The organism is Amycolatopsis sp. NPDC006125, from assembly GCF_040614195.1.
Taxonomy (GTDB): Bacteria; Actinomycetota; Actinomycetes; order Mycobacteriales; family Pseudonocardiaceae; genus Amycolatopsis_E; species Amycolatopsis_E tucumanensis.
Map to the genome: position 1 here is coordinate 25,930 of NZ_JBEXTZ010000081.1, position 14,623 is coordinate 40,552.

The following is a 14,623-nucleotide window of genomic DNA, read 5'->3' on the forward strand; positions in this document are numbered from 1 at the left end:
CCTCACTCCGATCAAGGCGAGGGTGCGAACTTAGCCGGTGCTCCCGCGATGCGCCTAGAGCGCATCGGAGTAATCCGACTTTGGGAGGTAGTGCGCGTTATGCGAACGTGACGGCGCGGATGGTGCGCGCGCCCACGGTCGCGGCGATCGGCTCCAGCAGGTGGGAGTCCACCTCGCGGTCGACGCGCAGGATCATCACCGCGTCCGACCGGTCGGTGGTCTGGCTGATCTGCGCCGCCTCGATGTTGACCGAGGCCTCACCCAGCAGGGTGCCGACGCGGCCCATGATGCCCGGGCGGTCCGGGTACTCCAGGAGCAGCATGTGGCCCTCGGCGCGCAGGTCGAAGTGGCGGCCGTTGACCTCCACCAGCTTCTCCACCTGGTTGTTGCCGGTGATCGAACCCGACACCGACAGCGTGGTGCCGTCGTCGTGCACCGCGCGCACGGTGACCAGGCTGCGCCAGTTCGGGCTCTCCGGCTCGGTGACGATCTCGGTTCGCACGCCGAACTCCTCGGCGAGGCGCGGCGCGTTGACGAACGTGACCTGGTCCTCGACCACGCCGGCGAACACGCCCCGCAGGGCGGCCAGCGACAGCACGCTGACGTCCTCCGACGACAGCTCGCCGCGCACCTCGACGGTGACCGCCGACGGCGCCTTCTGGCTCAGCGCGGCCAGCACGGTGCCCAGCTTCTGGGTCAGCGGCAGGTACGGACGGACCTCCTCGCCCACCACGCCACCGCTGGCGACGTTCACCGCGTCCGGCACGAAGTCGCCGCGCAGGGCGAGCAGCACCGACCGGGCGACGTCGGTGCCCGCGCGGTCCTGCGCCTCGGCGGTCGAGGCGCCCAGGTGCGGGGTGACGACGACGTTGGGCAGCCCGAACAGCGGGCTCTCGGTGGTCGGCTCGGTGACGAACACGTCGATGCCGGCGCCGCCGACGTGGCCGTTGCGGATGGCCTCGGCCAGCGCGTCCTCGTCGACAAGGCCACCGCGGGCCGCATTGACGATGATCACGCCCGGCTTGGTCTTCTTCAGCGCCTCGGCGTCGATCAGGCCCTTGGTCTCCGGGGTCTTCGGCAGGTGGATCGAGATCATGTCGGCGCGCGCGAGCAGCTCGTCGAGGCTGAGCATCTCGACGCCGAGCTGGGCGGCGCGGGCGGCCGGGACGTACGGGTCGTAGGCGACGATCTTGGTGTCGAACGCGGCGAGGCGCTGCGCGAACAACTGCCCGATCTTGCCGAATCCGACGACACCGACGGTCTTGCCGTTCAGCTCGACACCGGTGAACTGGCTGCGCTTCCAGGCGCCGCCCTGCAGGCTCTGGTCGGCGGCGGGCACGCGGCGGGCCACAGCCAGCAGCAGCGCGACGGCGTGCTCGGCGGCCGAGACGATGTTCGAGGTCGGGGCGTTCACCACGAGCACACCGCGCGCGGTGGCGGCGGGCACCTCGACGTTGTCCAGGCCGACACCGGCGCGGGCGACGACCTTCAGGCGCGTGGTGGCGGCCAGCACCTCGGCGTCCACCTTGGTGGCGGAGCGGACCAGCAGCGCGTCGGCGGACTTCACGGCCTCCAGCAGAGCGGGGCGGTCGGTGCCGTCCACGTGCCGGACCTCGACCTCGTCGCCGAACACGGCCAGCGTGGACGGGGCGAGCTTTTCGGCGATGAGGACGACCGGCTTGCTGGGGTTGGTCACGATGGGGCTCCCGTGGACGCGGCTGGGCTCAAACGACGCCCGCGAGTCTAGTCGCGCTGCTCACCGGGCCTGTTAACGGGAGCGCAACCCGGCGAAGACGAGATCGAGGAGCCGGTCCGGGGTGCCCGCGTGCTCACCGGCCCACCCCGCCGCGTGCACCATCAGCAACACCTCGTCGGGCTTGAGGTCCGCGCGCAGCTGACCGGATTCCTGCGCGCGGGCGACGAGTCGCGCGACCGCCGCGCGCATCCCGGCGCAGGCGGCGTGGAGGTCCGAGGTCTCGTCGTTGAGCGCCTCCGCGGTGGCGTCGGCCAGGCCGCGGAACGTGGTGGCGGCGTCGAGCAGGCTCCGCGCGAAGGTGCGCAGGGCGTCCAGCGGGTCCCGGTCTTCGAGGAGTTCTTCGGCGGCGCGGGCCTGCGCCTCGAACCGCTCGCCGAGCAAGGCCACCAGCAGCGCCTCCCTGGTCGGGAAGTGCCGGTAGAGCGTCCCGATCCCGACCCCGGCGCGGCGCGCGATCTCTTCCAGCGAGGCGTCCACACCGAACTCGGCGAAGGCCGTGTGGGCCTCCGCCAGGAGGCGCTCGTAGTTGCGGCGGGCGTCGGCGCGGAGGGGACGGGTGCTGCTCATCACGATCCACTTTAGGCGTGACAAAACGGAGGCCGCCTCCGTACAGTGAACCGGAGGACCCCTCCGAAAGGATTTCGATGAGTTCAGTGGGTGTGTGGCTCTCCGGCGGGAACCCGGTGACCGCCGGCGTGGAACGGGAGCAGCCGGCGCGGATCGACGAGCTCGGTTACGCGTCGGTGTGGATGGGCGAGACCGTCGGCGGGCGGGACGCGTTCGCGCGCTCCGCGGTCTTCCTCGGCGCGACCGGGCGGATCACCGTGGGCACCGGGATCGCGAACGTGTGGTCGCGGCCGGCGGTGACCGCGCAGGCGGCGGCGCGCACCGTCGCCGAGGCCCACCCCGGGCGGTTCGTGCTCGGGCTGGGGATCGGGCACCCGTTCCAGGCCGCGAGCCTCGGGCAGTCGTTCGCGGATCCGCTGCGCGGGATGCGGGACTACCGTCCGCGCACCGCGTTGCACGGCCAGGACGAGCTGCTGAGCCCGCGCCGGGAGCTCGATGCGCATCCCGCCAAGGCGCGATCGTCAGTGGGGCAGATCCCGCGGGTCGGCACCGACGCGGGGCCAGGGCGGACATTCGGCCACGACGCCTTCCGGCAGCTGGACGCGGGCGCGGACCAGGTGCTGATCTCCCCCACCGCGGCGGATCTGCCCGGCGCGGTGGACCAGCTGGCGCGTCTCGCCCCGGCGCTGCCGGGGGTGGCCGCGTGAGCGTCGGCATCTGGACCTTCGCCTTCGACGCCGCGCCGATCGGCCAGGTCCGCGAGGCGGCGGCCGAGATCGAGGAGCTCGGGTTCGACAGCCTGTGGTTCGGCGAGTACCCGGGGCGCGAGGCGCTCACCCAGGCCGCCCTGCTGCTGGGCGCGACCTCGCGCATCACCGTCGCCACCGGCGTCGCCCGCTTCGACCGGCGCAGCCCGGCCGGCGTCGCGGGCGGGGCGCGCGCACTGGCCGAGGCCTACCCCGGCCGGTTCGTGCTGGGCCTCGGCGGGCACGCGCGCGGCGCGCGCCCGGTCGAGAGCATCCGCGCCTACCTGGACGAGATGGACGCGGCGGAGTTCACCAGCCCCGAACCGGTGCCGCCGGCACGGCGGGTGCTCGCCGCGCTCGGCCCGCGCATGCTGCGGCTGGCCGCCGAACGCACCGACGGCGCCCACCCGTACTTCGTGCCGCCGGAGCACACCGCGCTAGCGCGGGAGACCCTCGGGCCGGACGCCTACCTGGCGGTCGAGCAGGGCGTGGTGCTCGACCGCGACCGGGGCCTGGACATCGCCCGTGCGGAGGTGGGCTTCTACCTCGAACGGGCCGAGCACCACCGCGTCAACCTCAAGCGCCTCGGCTTCACCGACGACGACCTCGCGGGCAGCACCCGGCTGGTCGAGGCCGTCATCGCGATCGGGGAGGAGGAGATCGCCGGCCGGGTCAAGGCGCACCTCGACGCCGGCGCGGACCACGTGTGCCTGCAGGTGATCACCGACGAGCCCGGCCTGCCCCTGGCCGGCTGGCGGCGGCTGGCCGGCCTGCTGCTCTGACGGCGGCCGCTCAGTCCGCGGTCAGCCCCGCCAGGTCGTGGAACTCGCCGTCCCGGGCACCGGCGACAAACGCGTCCCATTCGGACGGTGTGAAGACCAGGACCGGCCCGTCCGGGTCGGTCGCCTTGCGCAGCGCCGTGTAGACGAGACCGTCGACGTGCTCGACCTGCGCGAACTCCAGTTCGCCGTCCGTGGCCTGCCACCGCGCCCCGGTGAGATCCAGTTCCTCGCGAACCCGCACCTTGTCGTCCACGTGATCACGGTAACTCCGGAAACGAAAAGGGACCGCCCCGGGGGCGCACCCCGGAGCGGTCCCTTCCTCACCGGAAAACTCAGGCGGTCTCGGTGATCGGCCGGTCGACCCACGACATCAGGCCGCGCAGCTTCTTCCCGGTCTCCTCGATCGGGTGCTGCTCGCCGGCTTCCTGCAGCTTGCGGAAGTTGGCGCGGCCTGCCTCGTCCTCGCCGACCCACTCGCGGGCGAAGGTGCCGTCCTGGATCTCGCCCAGGATCTTCTTCATCTCCTCCTTCACCGCGGGCGTGATGACACGCGGGCCGCGGGTGAGGTCGCCGTACTCGGCGGTGTCGGAGATCGAGTAGCGCATCCGGGCGATGCCACCCTCGTACATGAGGTCGACGATGAGCTTCAGCTCGTGCAGCACCTCGAAGTAGGCGATCTCGGGCGCGTAACCGGCCTCGGTCAGCACCTCGAACCCGGTCTGCACCAGCGCGGAGGCGCCACCGCAGAGGACGGCCTGCTCACCGAACAGGTCGGTCTCGGTCTCCTCCTTGAAGGTGGTCTTGATGACACCGGCGCGGGCGCCACCGATGGCGGCGGCGTAGGACAGCGCGAGCGCCTGCGCGTTGCCGGAGGCGTCCTGCTCGACCGCGATCAGGGCGGGCACGCCCTTGCCGTCGACGAACTGGCGGCGGACCAGGTGACCGGGGCCCTTCGGCGCCACCATCGCCACGTCCACATTGGCCGGCGGCTTGATCAGCTCGTAGCGGATGTTGAAGCCGTGGCCGAAGAACAGGGCGTCGCCGTCCTTCAGGTTCGGCTCGATGTCCTCGCTGTAGATGAAGCGCTGCTTGGTGTCCGGCGCGAGGATCATGATCAGGTCGGCCTCGGCGGACGCCTCCGCCGGGGTGAGCACCCGCAGGCCCTCCTCCTCGGCCTTCGCGCGCGACTTCGACCCCTCCGGAAGACCGATGCGCACATCGACCCCGGAGTCGCGCAGGCTCAGCGCGTGCGCGTGGCCCTGGCTGCCGTAACCGATCACGGCGACCTTGCGACCCTGGATGATGCTGAGATCGGCGTCGTCGTCGTAGAAGATTTCGACTGACATGAGGGGAACTGATTCCTTTCGGTTCTAAAACTTCAACGGGGCGCGGAGGCGGTGATCGACCGGGGACCCCGGCCGACCGCGACCATGCCGGACTGCACGATCTCACGCACGCCGTACGGCTCCAGCATGCGCAGAAGGGCACCGAGCTTGTCACCGGTGCCGGTGGCCTCGATGGTGAGCGCCTCGGGCGACACGTCGACCACCTTCGCACGGAACAGCTGGACGGTCTCGAGGACCTGGCTGCGCACGGTGGCATCGGCCCGCACCTTGACGAGCAGCAGTTCGCGCTGCACCGACGAGGCGGGCTCGAGCTCCACGATCTTGATGACGTTGACCAGCTTGTTGAGCTGCTTGGTCACCTGTTCGAGCGGTAGCTCCTCAACGGCGACCACGATCGTCATCCGGGACACCTCGGGGTTTTCCGTGGGCCCGACGGCGAGGGACTCGATGTTGAAACCGCGGCGGGAGAACAACCCGGCGACTCTGGCGAGCACCCCGGGGACATTCTCCACCAACACGGACAGCGTATGCCTGGTCACTGCGAAACCTCGTCGTCCTCGAACAGCGGGCGGATGCCGCGCGCGGCCATGATCTCGTCGTTGCCGGTCCCGGCCGCCACCATGGGCCAGACCTGGGCGTCCTTGCCGACCACGAAGTCGATCACGACGGGGCGGTCGTTGATCTCCATCGCGCGGCGGATGACGTCGTCGACCTCGTCCTTGGTCTCGCACCGCAGGCCCGCGCAGCCCAGCGCCTCGGCCAGCAGCGTGAAGTCCGGGATCCGGTGCTTGTGGGTGCCGAGGTCGGTGTTGGAGTACCGCTCGGCGTAGAACAGGTTCTGCCACTGGCGGACCATGCCCAAGTTGCCGTTGTTGATGACGGCGACCTTGATCGGCGCGCCCTCGATGGCGCAGGTGGCCAGCTCCTGGTTGGTCATCTGGAAGCAGCCGTCGCCGTCGATGGCCCACACCTGCTTGTCCGGCACGCCGAACTTGGCGCCCATCGCGGCGGGCACCGCGTAGCCCATGGTGCCGAGGCCGCCGGAGTTGAGCCAGGTGCGCGGGTTCTCGTACTTGATGAACTGCGCGGCCCACATCTGGTGCTGGCCGACACCCGCGGTGTAGACGGCGTCCGGCCCGACGATCTGGCCGATGCGCTCGATGACGTACTGCGGCGACAGGGTGCCGTCGGACGGCCACTCGTAGCCCGCCGGGAAGGTCTGGCGCCACGCGTCGATCTGCGTCCACCACGGGGCCAGGTCCGGCTCGCCGATGCGGTCGGTCTCGGCCTTCACCGCGTCGATCAGCTCGGTGATGATCTCCGCGCAGTCCCCGACGATCGGCACGTCGGCCTTGCGGTTCTTGGAGATCTCGGCCGGGTCGATGTCGGCGTGGACGACCTTGGCCTCCGGCGCGAACGACGACAGCTGACCGGTCACCCGGTCGTCGAACCGGGCGCCGAGCGCGACCAGCAGGTCGGCGCGCTGCATCGCGGCGACCGCGGCGACCGAGCCGTGCATGCCGGGCATGCCCAGGTGCTGCTGGTGCGAGTCGGGGAACGCGCCACGGGCCATCAGCGTGGTGACCACGGGGATGCCGGTCAGCTCGGCCAGCTCCTTCAGCTGCGCGTGGGCCTGCGCCTTGATCACGCCGCCGCCGACGTAGAGGACCGGGCGGCGGGCCTGCGCGATGAGCCGCGCGGCCTCGCGGACCTGCTTGCCGTGCGGGCGCAGCGTCGGCCGGTAGCCGGGCAGGTGCAGCTCCGGCGGCCAGGAGAACGAGGTGGTCTCCTGCAGCACGTCCTTGGGGATGTCGACCAGGACCGGGCCGGGACGGCCGGTGGAGGCGAGGTGGAACGCCTCGGCGATCACGCGCGGGATGTCGATGGGGTCGGTGACCAGGAAGTTGTGCTTGGTGATCGGCATCGTGATGCCGCAGATGTCGGCTTCCTGGAACGCGTCGGTGCCGATCAGCGGCCGGGTCTGCTGGCCGGTGATCGCGACGACCGGGACGGAGTCCATGTTCGCGTCGGCCAGCGGGGTGACCAGGTTGGTCGCGCCGGGACCCGAGGTCGCCATGCACACGCCGACCTTGCCGGTGGCCTGCGCGTACCCGGTGGCCGCGTGCCCGGCGCCCTGCTCGTGGCGGACGAGGACGTGCCGCACCTTCGTCGAGTCCAGGAGCGGGTCGTAGGCAGGCAGGATGGTGCCACCCGGAATGCCGAAGACCACCTCGACGCCCATCGCCTCGAGCGAGCGCACCAGCGACTGCGCGCCGGTCACCCGGACCGGCGTGCCTGCGGGCGGGGCTGGCTTGGGGCGGCTGCCGAGCTGGGCCGGCGACGCGGCGGCCGGATTCGCTCCGGGTTTCGTTTCCGATCGCGACGTGGCGCTTGTCATCAGTTCTGCCTCGTGGGTCTCGTCGGGCTTCTCGTCGGGTGGTGGGGTTCGGGGCTGGCGGTGGGCAACAAAAAACCCCCGCCGACCTTTCCAGGTCGCACGAGGGTCGCGCGTCGACGCAGTGGGTTCGATGGTCCCTACGCGTCGACGCGCGGGGGAAGTACGAGGCCAATCTGCGGGTTCACGGCGGTGACGTTATCGGGTCGCGTCGAACAGTGTCAACTCTGCGGGACGGTGATCCCGGATACTGGGCGCACCCGGCCGTGGCGTCCCGGTGGGCGGGAGGCACCATGGTGGCGTGGCCGAAACCCAGCAAGAGGGCCGGAAGGCGATCTTCCGCGTTCCGCTGATCACCCTGCTCGCCGTCGTGTTCCTGGCGGTCTGCATGATCCCCGCCGCCTTCGCCGACGTGCCGGGGCTGTGGCTGATGTACGTCATCCCGATCGGGTTGTTCGTCTTCGTGGTGCGCACCCGCACGGTCGCCTCCGCGCGCGGCCTGGACGTGCGGACGGTGTTCGGCCACCGCGAACTGCCGTGGTCCTCGCTCAAGGGGCTGGCGATCAACGACAAGGCCAAGGTCCGCGCGGTGCTGACGGACGGCAGCGAGGTCCTGCTGCCGTCCGTCCGCACCCGCCACCTGCCGGTGATCTCCCTGGTCAGCGAGGGCCGCATGAAGGACCCGAGCGGCCTGACCGACGACCTGGACGCCGAGGACGCCGAGGACGTTGGGAAGGACACCGGCCAGTCCTGATCACGCCGGGCGTAACCTGGCTGCCATGCCTGCTCTGCGCTCCCGAACAACCACCCATGGCCGCAACGCCGCGGGCGCCCGGTCCCTCTGGCGGGCCACCGGGCTGACCGACGGCGACTTCGGCAAGCCGATCGTCGCGATCGCCAACTCCTACACCCAGTTCGTGCCCGGGCACGTGCACCTCAAGGACCTCGGCGACATCGTGGCCGGGGCGATCCGCGAGGCCGGTGGCGTGGCGCGCGAGTTCCACACGATCGCGGTGGACGACGGCATCGCCATGGGGCACAGCGGCATGCTCTACTCGCTGCCCTCGCGCGAGATCATCGCCGACTCGGTCGAGTACATGGTCAACGCGCACCAGGCCGACGCGCTGGTCTGCATCTCCAACTGCGACAAGATCACCCCGGGCATGCTCAACGCCGCGATGCGCCTGAACATCCCGGTGGTGTTCGTCTCCGGCGGCCCGATGGAGGCCGGCAAGGCGGTCGTCGTGGACGGCGTCGCGCACGCGCCGACCGACCTGATCACCAGTATCTCCGCCTCGGCCAACCCCGCCGTCGACGAGGACGGGCTGTCCATTGTGGAGCGGTCCGCGTGCCCGACGTGCGGGTCGTGCTCGGGCATGTTCACCGCGAACTCGATGAACTGCCTGACCGAGGCGCTGGGCCTGTCGCTGCCGGGCAACGGCTCGACGCTGGCCACGCACGCCGCGCGCCGCAAGCTGTTCGAGGACGCCGGCCGCACGGTGATGGAGCTGTGCAAGCGCTGGTACGGCGAGGACGACGACAGCGTGCTGCCGCGGTCGATCGCCAACCGCAAGGCGTTCGAGAACGCAATGGCGCTGGACATGGCGATGGGCGGCTCGACCAACACGGTGCTGCACATCCTGGCCGCGGCGCAGGAGGGCGAGGTCGACTTCACGATCTCCGACATCGACGAGATCGGCCGCCGCGTGCCGTGCCTGTCGAAGGTCGCGCCGAACTCCGACTACCACATGGAGGACGTGCACCGGGCCGGCGGCATCCCCGCCATCCTCGGTGAGCTGAACCGGGCCGGGCTGCTCAACCGGGATGTCACTGCCGTGCACTCCTCTTCGCTCGAGGAGTGGCTGTCCAAGTGGGACATCCGCGGCGGGTCGGCTTCCGAGGAAGCGATCGAGCTGTTCCACGCCGCGCCCGGCGGGGTCCGCACCACGGAGGCGTTCTCCACGTCCAACCGGTGGACCGAGCTCGACACGGACGCCTCGAACGGCTGCATCCGCGACATCGAGCACGCCTACACCAAGGACGGCGGGCTCGCGGTGCTGCGCGGCAACCTGGCCGAGAACGGCGCGGTGATCAAGTCCGCGGGCATCGACGAGGAGCTGTGGCGGTTCCAGGGCCCGGCGCGCGTGGTCGAGAGCCAGGAGGAGGCCGTCTCGGTCATCCTGAGCAAGAAGATCCAGCCGGGTGAGGTGCTCGTGGTCCGCTACGAGGGTCCCGCCGGCGGCCCTGGCATGCAGGAGATGCTGCACCCGACGGCGTTCCTCAAGGGCGCCGGGCTCGGCAAGAAGTGCGCGTTGATCACCGACGGCCGGTTCTCCGGCGGCTCGTCCGGGATCTCGGTCGGGCACATCTCGCCGGAGGCCGCGTCGGGCGGCACGATCGGCCTGGTCCAGGACGGCGACCAGATCCTGATCGACGTGCACGAGCGGAAGCTCGAGCTGCTGGTGGACGCCGACGTGCTGGCCGAGCGCCGGGCGAAGATGGAGGCCTCGGAGCGGCCGTGGCAGCCGGTGGACCGCCAGCGGCCGGTGACCGCGGCCCTGCGCGCCTACGCGCGGATGGCCACCTCCGCCGACACGGGCGCCGTGCGCGACCCGAACAAGTAGGCCTGACGAGAAAAGGGCCCCGGCTGCGCACAGCCGGGGCCCTTTTTCGTTGTTCAGCGCGCCAGCACGATGACCACGACGGCCGCCGCGGCGGCGATCAGCAGGAAGAACAACCCGAACGGCACCGGGCGGCGCCGCCACGGGGTGTTGACGTCCAGCGCGATCCGCCCGGAGCCGGTGAACAGCAGCGCGAACGCCGCGGTCGCCAGCAGCAGCTCGAACTCGAACCCGTTCGGCTCGAAGAACCCGCCGCGCCACTGGACGTAGACCATGTTCACGGTGACGCCGAGGATCGCCGCGGCGCCGATCTGGGTGAACAGGCCCAGCACCACGAGCACCGCGCCGATCAGTTCGCTCAACCCGGTGATCCACGCGAGCAGCGTCGGCTGGGCCGTGTAGCCCATCGACTCCAGCATCCGCGCCGTGCCGTCGATGCCGGGGCCGCCGAACAGCCCGAACACCTTCTGCAACCCGTGCGCGCCGAGGATCGCCCCGAGCGCCAGCCGCAGCGCGAGCAGACCGAAGTCGATCCCGCCGTGGTAGCGGTTCACCGGCGGCGACGGCCGGTCCTCGACGTCGGAGAGCATGCTGGTGCTGCTGCTCTCGGTGGGCTGGTAGTACCCGGATTCCGTGAACAGGTTCTGGGTCTTCGACTCGTCCTGAGGGCTGGTCACCCGCGCAGGTTAGGCCATCCGTGTCGGATGCGCGACAGGTTCCGGTGTTCAGCTGCCGAACACCGACATGATGAGCGCGCCCAGCGCCGCGGGGAACACCTCTGCCGGGTCGGCCTCGCCGGTGGTCAGCGTCGCCGTCAGGGTGCGGCTGCCGTCCGGCGTGCTGATCATCAGGGCGCCGTAGCCGCCCGGGGCGCCGCCGTTGTGGTGCACGATCGTGCCCGCCGGGCCGAGGTCCTGCACCCACAGGCCGAGTCCGAGGTTGAGCTCGCCGTGCGGGGTGAGCATCTCGGCCAGCAGCGGGGCGGGCAGGAGCCGGCCGCCGAGCAACGCGGAGATGAAGGTGTTCAGGTCCTCCGCGGTCGAGATCAGGTCACCGGCGCCGGCCAGCAGGGTGGGGTTCTGGCGGCTGACGTCGACGAGGGTGCCGTCCTCGCAGCGGTAGTAGCCGTGCGCGTGCGGTCCAGGCAGGTCCGGCGAGGTCGCCGACACCACGGTGTCCGCGAGCCCGAGCGGCCCGAGGATGCGCCGCTGGGCCTCCTCGGCGTAGGTGTTGCCGGTGACGGCGTTCGCGCTGTCGCGGCCGCCGCGGTTCGAGCCGGGCGCCGGTCAGAGCCTTGCCCTGCGACGGGAGCCCCATGACGAACGTGCCGTCGGCGTCGAGCTCGCCGGTGTAGTTGTAGAGGCCGCTGGTGTGCTGCAACAGCATCCGCACGACCGGTCCAGCGGCCGCGGTCGTCGCGGACGCACATCTCGGCGGCGGCGAACCCGGCGTCGACGAGGGCCTGGACAGCCTGCCGCCGCTCGGGCCGGTCCGGCTCGGCGACCTGGACGGCGGGGGCGTCGACGTTCTGCATTGTGTGTTACTTCGGTATCGGTGCAACGTGGTCGATGCGATTACGTTCGCCCGCCGGCCTGACACCGCACCGCCTCCGCGCTGACACGGCGCCTGACACACCCCGGGGTTTGTCAGGTGGTTTCGCGCTCGCCCGCGCTGCGCTCGATGCAGAACTCGTTGCCTTCGGGATCGAGCAGCGTGACCCAGCCGAGCCCGTCGGGTGTCCGGTGGTCCTCGTGCACCCGCGCGCCGAGCCCGAGAAGGCGCTCGACCTCCGCGTCGCGGGACCGTTCGTCCGGCATCCAGTCGAAGTGGACGCGGTTCTTCACCGTCTTGTCCTCGGGAACCCGGATGAACAGCAGGCCCGGCAGCGGCGCGGGCGCCTCGACCAGCACCTCGGGGTCGCCGGGCGAATCCTCGCCGGAGACCGGCCAGCCGGTCACCTCGCTCCAGAACCGGGCCAGCTCGTAGGGCTCGGCGCAGTCGATCGTCACGTGGCGGAGGATCATCCCTAGTACTCCCCGTGCACGAGGTTCTGCGGCAGCTCCCCGCCGGCGTAGCGGGCGATCTCCGCGGCGACCACCGCGTACGAGCGCCGCTTGCTGCCCGTCACCGAGCCGGCCACGTGCGGCGTCAGCAGCACGTTCGGCGCGGTCCACAGTGGATGGTCCGCGGGCAGCGGCTCGGGGTCGGTGACGTCCAGCGCGGCCCGCAGGCGGCCCGCGGTCAGCTCGGCCACCAGCGCGTCCGTGTCGACCACCGGTCCGCGCGCGGCGTTGACGAGGATCGCGCCGTCGGGCATCGCGGCGAGGAACTTCGCGTCCACCATCCCCCGGGTGCGCGAGGTCAGCGGCACCATCAGCGCGACGACGTCGTGCACGCCCAGCAGCGCGGGCAGCTCGTCCACCGGGTGCACGCCCTCACGCGCGCTGACGCCAACCATCGTGACCCGCGCGTCGAACGCCACCAGGCGGCGCTTGAGCTGCCGCCCCAGGTCACCGGCCCCGACGACGAGCACTCGCTTGTCCTGCAGCGTGTCGGTGGCGTGCAGGTTCCAGCGGTGCGCGGCCTGGTCGGCGGCGAACCCGGGCAGCTCGCGGTAGATCGACAGCAGCACGGCGACGACCCATTCGGCCGTGCTGCCGCCGTGCGCGCCGCGGCAGGTGGACAGCAGCACACCGTCCGGCACGGTCCCGATCCAGTTCTCCGCGCCCGCCGACAGCAGCTGGATGAGCTTCAGGTTCGGCAGCGCGCCGAGCACCGCGTCGCGTTCCTCGGGCCGGTGCGCGCCGGGGACGAGGACCTCGGCGTCGGCGGCCTCGGGCGGCAGCGGCTCGCGCCAGCTGTAGCGGACGGGCCGCACCCCGGGCAGCTCGCCGAGCACGTGCAGGCCGTCTTCGTCGGGGACCAGAACCGTGACGGGCATGATCGCCACGGTACTTACCCGTCGTTCACCCACCGGCACCTAGGCTGGGAGCGTGCGTGTCGGGAACGGGAAGGCGCCGTGGTGGCTGGTGGCGGCCTGCGGGCTGCTGCTGACCGGCTGCGCGCAGTTCGACGACCGGGCCGCGAACCAGACGTTCGAGCCTGCCCCGGAGCTGACCGCCCCGGCCGGGCCGCAGCCGGAACTGCCCGAGGTGGACGGCGGTGACGACGAGTCGCGGCCCAACTCGCCGCAGACATCGATCCCGCCGCCGCAGGGCTGCACCGACTACGACCAGTCGGTGATCGCGACGTGCCTGGACACCGTGTCCGCGCTCGCCGCGTTGCCGGACACCGGCGCCGCGCCGAGCGCGCTGGCCGCGGAGCGCAAGACGGGCCGCGTGCTGCAGGTGTCGAGCGGTCACACGCCGGCCGAGGTCATCCGCCTGGACGTGCAGGCGACCGGTGACGGCGGCCTGACCGGGCTGGCGCTGTCCCCGACGTTCGCCGAGGACCAGCTGGTGTTCGCCTACGTCACGACGGCCACCGACAACCGGGTGGTCCGCTTCACGCGTGGCCAGCAGCCGAAGGCGCTGCTGACGGGCATCCCGAAGGGCGCGACGGGCAACCGGGGCGCGATCATGACCGACGGCAGGGGCGCGCTGCTGGTCGCGACGGGCGACGCGGGCAACCCGTCGGCGGCGGCGGACCCGAACTCCCTGGCCGGGAAGGTCCTGCGCATCGACACGGCGGGCAACGCGGCGCAGGGCAACCCGACGCCCGGCTCGCGGGTGTACGCGAGCGGGGTGCACTCCCCCGGCGGCCTCTGCAAGGCGACGGACGGTTCCCGGATGTGGATCACGGACCGGGGCTCGTCGGCGGACGCGCTGTACGCGATCACGCCGGGCGCGTCGCTCGCGGTGCCGACGTGGACGTGGCCGGAGAAGCCGGCGCTGGCGGGCTGCGCGGACAGCGGCTCGGCGGTCGTCATCGCCACCTCGGTGGGCGCCAACCTGCAGGAACTGCCCATCACGCTGGACGGTTCGGTGGGCGGCAAGCCGAAGACGCTGATGGACGGCAAGAACGGCACCGCGTACGGCCGCTACGGCGGGCTGGACCAGATCGACAGCCAGTTCGCGCTCGTGGGCACCGTCAACAAGGACGGCGGCCAGCCGATTTCCAGCGACGACCGGGTCGTGCTGATCTCGCTGCAGGCCACCCCGAGCGGCGGCAGCGGCAAGGACTGAGAGCCGGCCCCACGCCTGAACCGGCGCCCCGGCAACGAACGCCGACCGGCCCCCACGCCCGAAACCGCAGGCCGGCAACGCAAGCCCGAAACCCCCGAACCACTCCCCTCCCGCAACCCGATCCCCAGCCAAATCGGTTGCCGAGCCACCGGGTCAAGGCACGCTTTCCCGCCTTGACGCGGTGTCTCGGCAACCGAACAATTCAAGATCGGGTTCGGAAGGGGCT

At 71.4% G+C, this 14,623-nt stretch carries 15 protein-coding genes; 5 read left to right on the forward strand and 10 right to left on the reverse strand.

The genetic code is table 11. The annotated features are described in order from the left end of the window. Positions 1–97: 97 nt before the first annotated feature. Together serA and ABZ193_RS32065 are read right to left on the reverse strand one after the other, a co-directional pair. The gene (gene serA / locus ABZ193_RS32060; protein WP_237338425.1) at positions 98–1,696 is read right to left on the reverse strand and encodes a phosphoglycerate dehydrogenase; all 1,599 of its coding nucleotides are present in this window, start codon (positions 1,694–1,696) and stop codon (positions 98–100) included. Between the two features lie 72 nt (positions 1,697–1,768). Further along, positions 1,769–2,323 carry a helix-turn-helix domain-containing protein gene (locus ABZ193_RS32065; protein ID WP_020421961.1) on the reverse strand — a complete coding sequence of 185 codons (555 nt, stop codon included), beginning with the start codon at positions 2,321–2,323 and terminating at the stop codon, positions 1,769–1,771. 77 nt (positions 2,324–2,400) lie between these two features. Between ABZ193_RS32065 and ABZ193_RS32070 the strand changes: the two genes are divergently transcribed. Beyond that, complete coding sequence (locus ABZ193_RS32070) at positions 2,401–3,030, forward strand: LLM class flavin-dependent oxidoreductase (protein ID WP_237338426.1); 630 nt, start codon at positions 2,401–2,403, stop codon at positions 3,028–3,030. Beyond that, on the forward strand, positions 3,027–3,851 hold the full coding sequence (locus ABZ193_RS32075; RefSeq protein ID WP_237338427.1) for a TIGR03620 family F420-dependent LLM class oxidoreductase: 825 nt from the start codon (positions 3,027–3,029) through the stop codon (positions 3,849–3,851). The genes ABZ193_RS32070 and ABZ193_RS32075 overlap by 4 nt, the downstream gene beginning before the upstream one ends. 10 nt (positions 3,852–3,861) lie before the next feature. On the opposite strand, the gene ABZ193_RS32080 is transcribed toward ABZ193_RS32075, so the two are convergent. The 4 genes from ABZ193_RS32080 to ABZ193_RS32095 all read right to left on the reverse strand — a co-directional run bounded on the left by ABZ193_RS32080 (position 3,862) and on the right by ABZ193_RS32095 (position 7,595). Continuing rightward, on the reverse strand, positions 3,862–4,104 hold the full coding sequence (locus ABZ193_RS32080; protein ID WP_020421958.1) for a DUF397 domain-containing protein: 243 nt from the start codon (positions 4,102–4,104) through the stop codon (positions 3,862–3,864). Between the two features lie 79 nt (positions 4,105–4,183). Continuing rightward, positions 4,184–5,197 (reverse strand): ketol-acid reductoisomerase, encoded by a 1,014-nt coding sequence (gene ilvC / locus ABZ193_RS32085; protein WP_017987460.1) that lies wholly within the window; start codon positions 5,195–5,197, stop codon positions 4,184–4,186. A gap of 32 nt (positions 5,198–5,229) precedes the next feature. After that, entirely contained in the window at positions 5,230–5,736 is a 507-nt protein-coding gene (gene ilvN, locus ABZ193_RS32090; protein WP_027936447.1) for an acetolactate synthase small subunit, read from the reverse strand. Continuing rightward, positions 5,733–7,595, reverse strand: coding sequence for an acetolactate synthase large subunit (locus ABZ193_RS32095; RefSeq protein ID WP_039791902.1), 1,863 nt, complete (start codon positions 7,593–7,595; stop codon positions 5,733–5,735). The genes ilvN and ABZ193_RS32095 overlap by 4 nt, the downstream gene beginning before the upstream one ends. A gap of 298 nt (positions 7,596–7,893) precedes the next feature. Here ABZ193_RS32095 and ABZ193_RS32100 point away from each other — a divergent pair, with 298 nt between their 5' ends. Next, complete coding sequence (locus ABZ193_RS32100) at positions 7,894–8,346, forward strand: PH domain-containing protein (RefSeq protein ID WP_354712543.1); 453 nt, start codon at positions 7,894–7,896, stop codon at positions 8,344–8,346. Between the two features lie 25 nt (positions 8,347–8,371). Beyond that, on the forward strand, positions 8,372–10,216 hold the full coding sequence (gene ilvD, locus ABZ193_RS32105; protein WP_237338429.1) for a dihydroxy-acid dehydratase: 1,845 nt from the start codon (positions 8,372–8,374) through the stop codon (positions 10,214–10,216). 53 nt (positions 10,217–10,269) lie between these two features. On the opposite strand, the gene ABZ193_RS32110 is transcribed toward ilvD, so the two are convergent. The 4 genes from ABZ193_RS32110 to ABZ193_RS32125 form a co-directional block, all read right to left on the reverse strand. Further along, complete coding sequence (locus ABZ193_RS32110; RefSeq protein WP_237338430.1) at positions 10,270–10,890, reverse strand: DoxX family protein; 621 nt, start codon at positions 10,888–10,890, stop codon at positions 10,270–10,272. Between the two features lie 48 nt (positions 10,891–10,938). Next, on the reverse strand, positions 10,939–11,415 hold the full coding sequence (locus ABZ193_RS32115) for a serine hydrolase domain-containing protein (RefSeq protein ID WP_237338452.1): 477 nt from the start codon (positions 11,413–11,415) through the stop codon (positions 10,939–10,941). Between the two features lie 444 nt (positions 11,416–11,859). Further along, entirely contained in the window at positions 11,860–12,237 is a 378-nt protein-coding gene (locus ABZ193_RS32120; protein ID WP_020421946.1) for a VOC family protein, read from the reverse strand. A 2-nt stretch (positions 12,238–12,239) separates the two neighbouring features. Then, positions 12,240–13,154 (reverse strand): 2-hydroxyacid dehydrogenase, encoded by a 915-nt coding sequence (locus tag ABZ193_RS32125; RefSeq protein ID WP_237338431.1) that lies wholly within the window; start codon positions 13,152–13,154, stop codon positions 12,240–12,242. A 52-nt stretch (positions 13,155–13,206) separates the two neighbouring features. Here ABZ193_RS32125 and ABZ193_RS32130 point away from each other — a divergent pair, with 52 nt between their 5' ends. Further along, entirely contained in the window at positions 13,207–14,397 is a 1,191-nt protein-coding gene (locus tag ABZ193_RS32130) for a PQQ-dependent sugar dehydrogenase (protein WP_354712544.1), read from the forward strand. Positions 14,398–14,623: the final 226 nt, after the last annotated feature.

Bases quoted from the DNA above. Each gene is read 5' to 3' on its own strand.
- ilvD (WP_237338429.1), top strand. From the start codon at position 8,372: ATGCCTGCTCTGCGCTCCCGAACAACCACCCATGGCCGCAACGCCGCG.
- ABZ193_RS32125 (WP_237338431.1), bottom strand. From the start codon at position 13,154: ATGCCCGTCACGGTTCTGGTCCCCGACGAAGACGGCCTGCACGTGCTC.
- ABZ193_RS32070 (WP_237338426.1), top strand. From the start codon at position 2,401: ATGAGTTCAGTGGGTGTGTGGCTCTCCGGCGGGAACCCGGTGACCGCC.
- ABZ193_RS32065 (WP_020421961.1), bottom strand. From the start codon at position 2,323: ATGAGCAGCACCCGTCCCCTCCGCGCCGACGCCCGCCGCAACTACGAG.
- ilvC (WP_017987460.1), bottom strand. From the start codon at position 5,197: ATGTCAGTCGAAATCTTCTACGACGACGACGCCGATCTCAGCATCATC.
- ABZ193_RS32095 (WP_039791902.1), bottom strand. From the start codon at position 7,595: ATGACAAGCGCCACGTCGCGATCGGAAACGAAACCCGGAGCGAATCCG.
- ABZ193_RS32120 (WP_020421946.1), bottom strand. From the start codon at position 12,237: ATGATCCTCCGCCACGTGACGATCGACTGCGCCGAGCCCTACGAGCTG.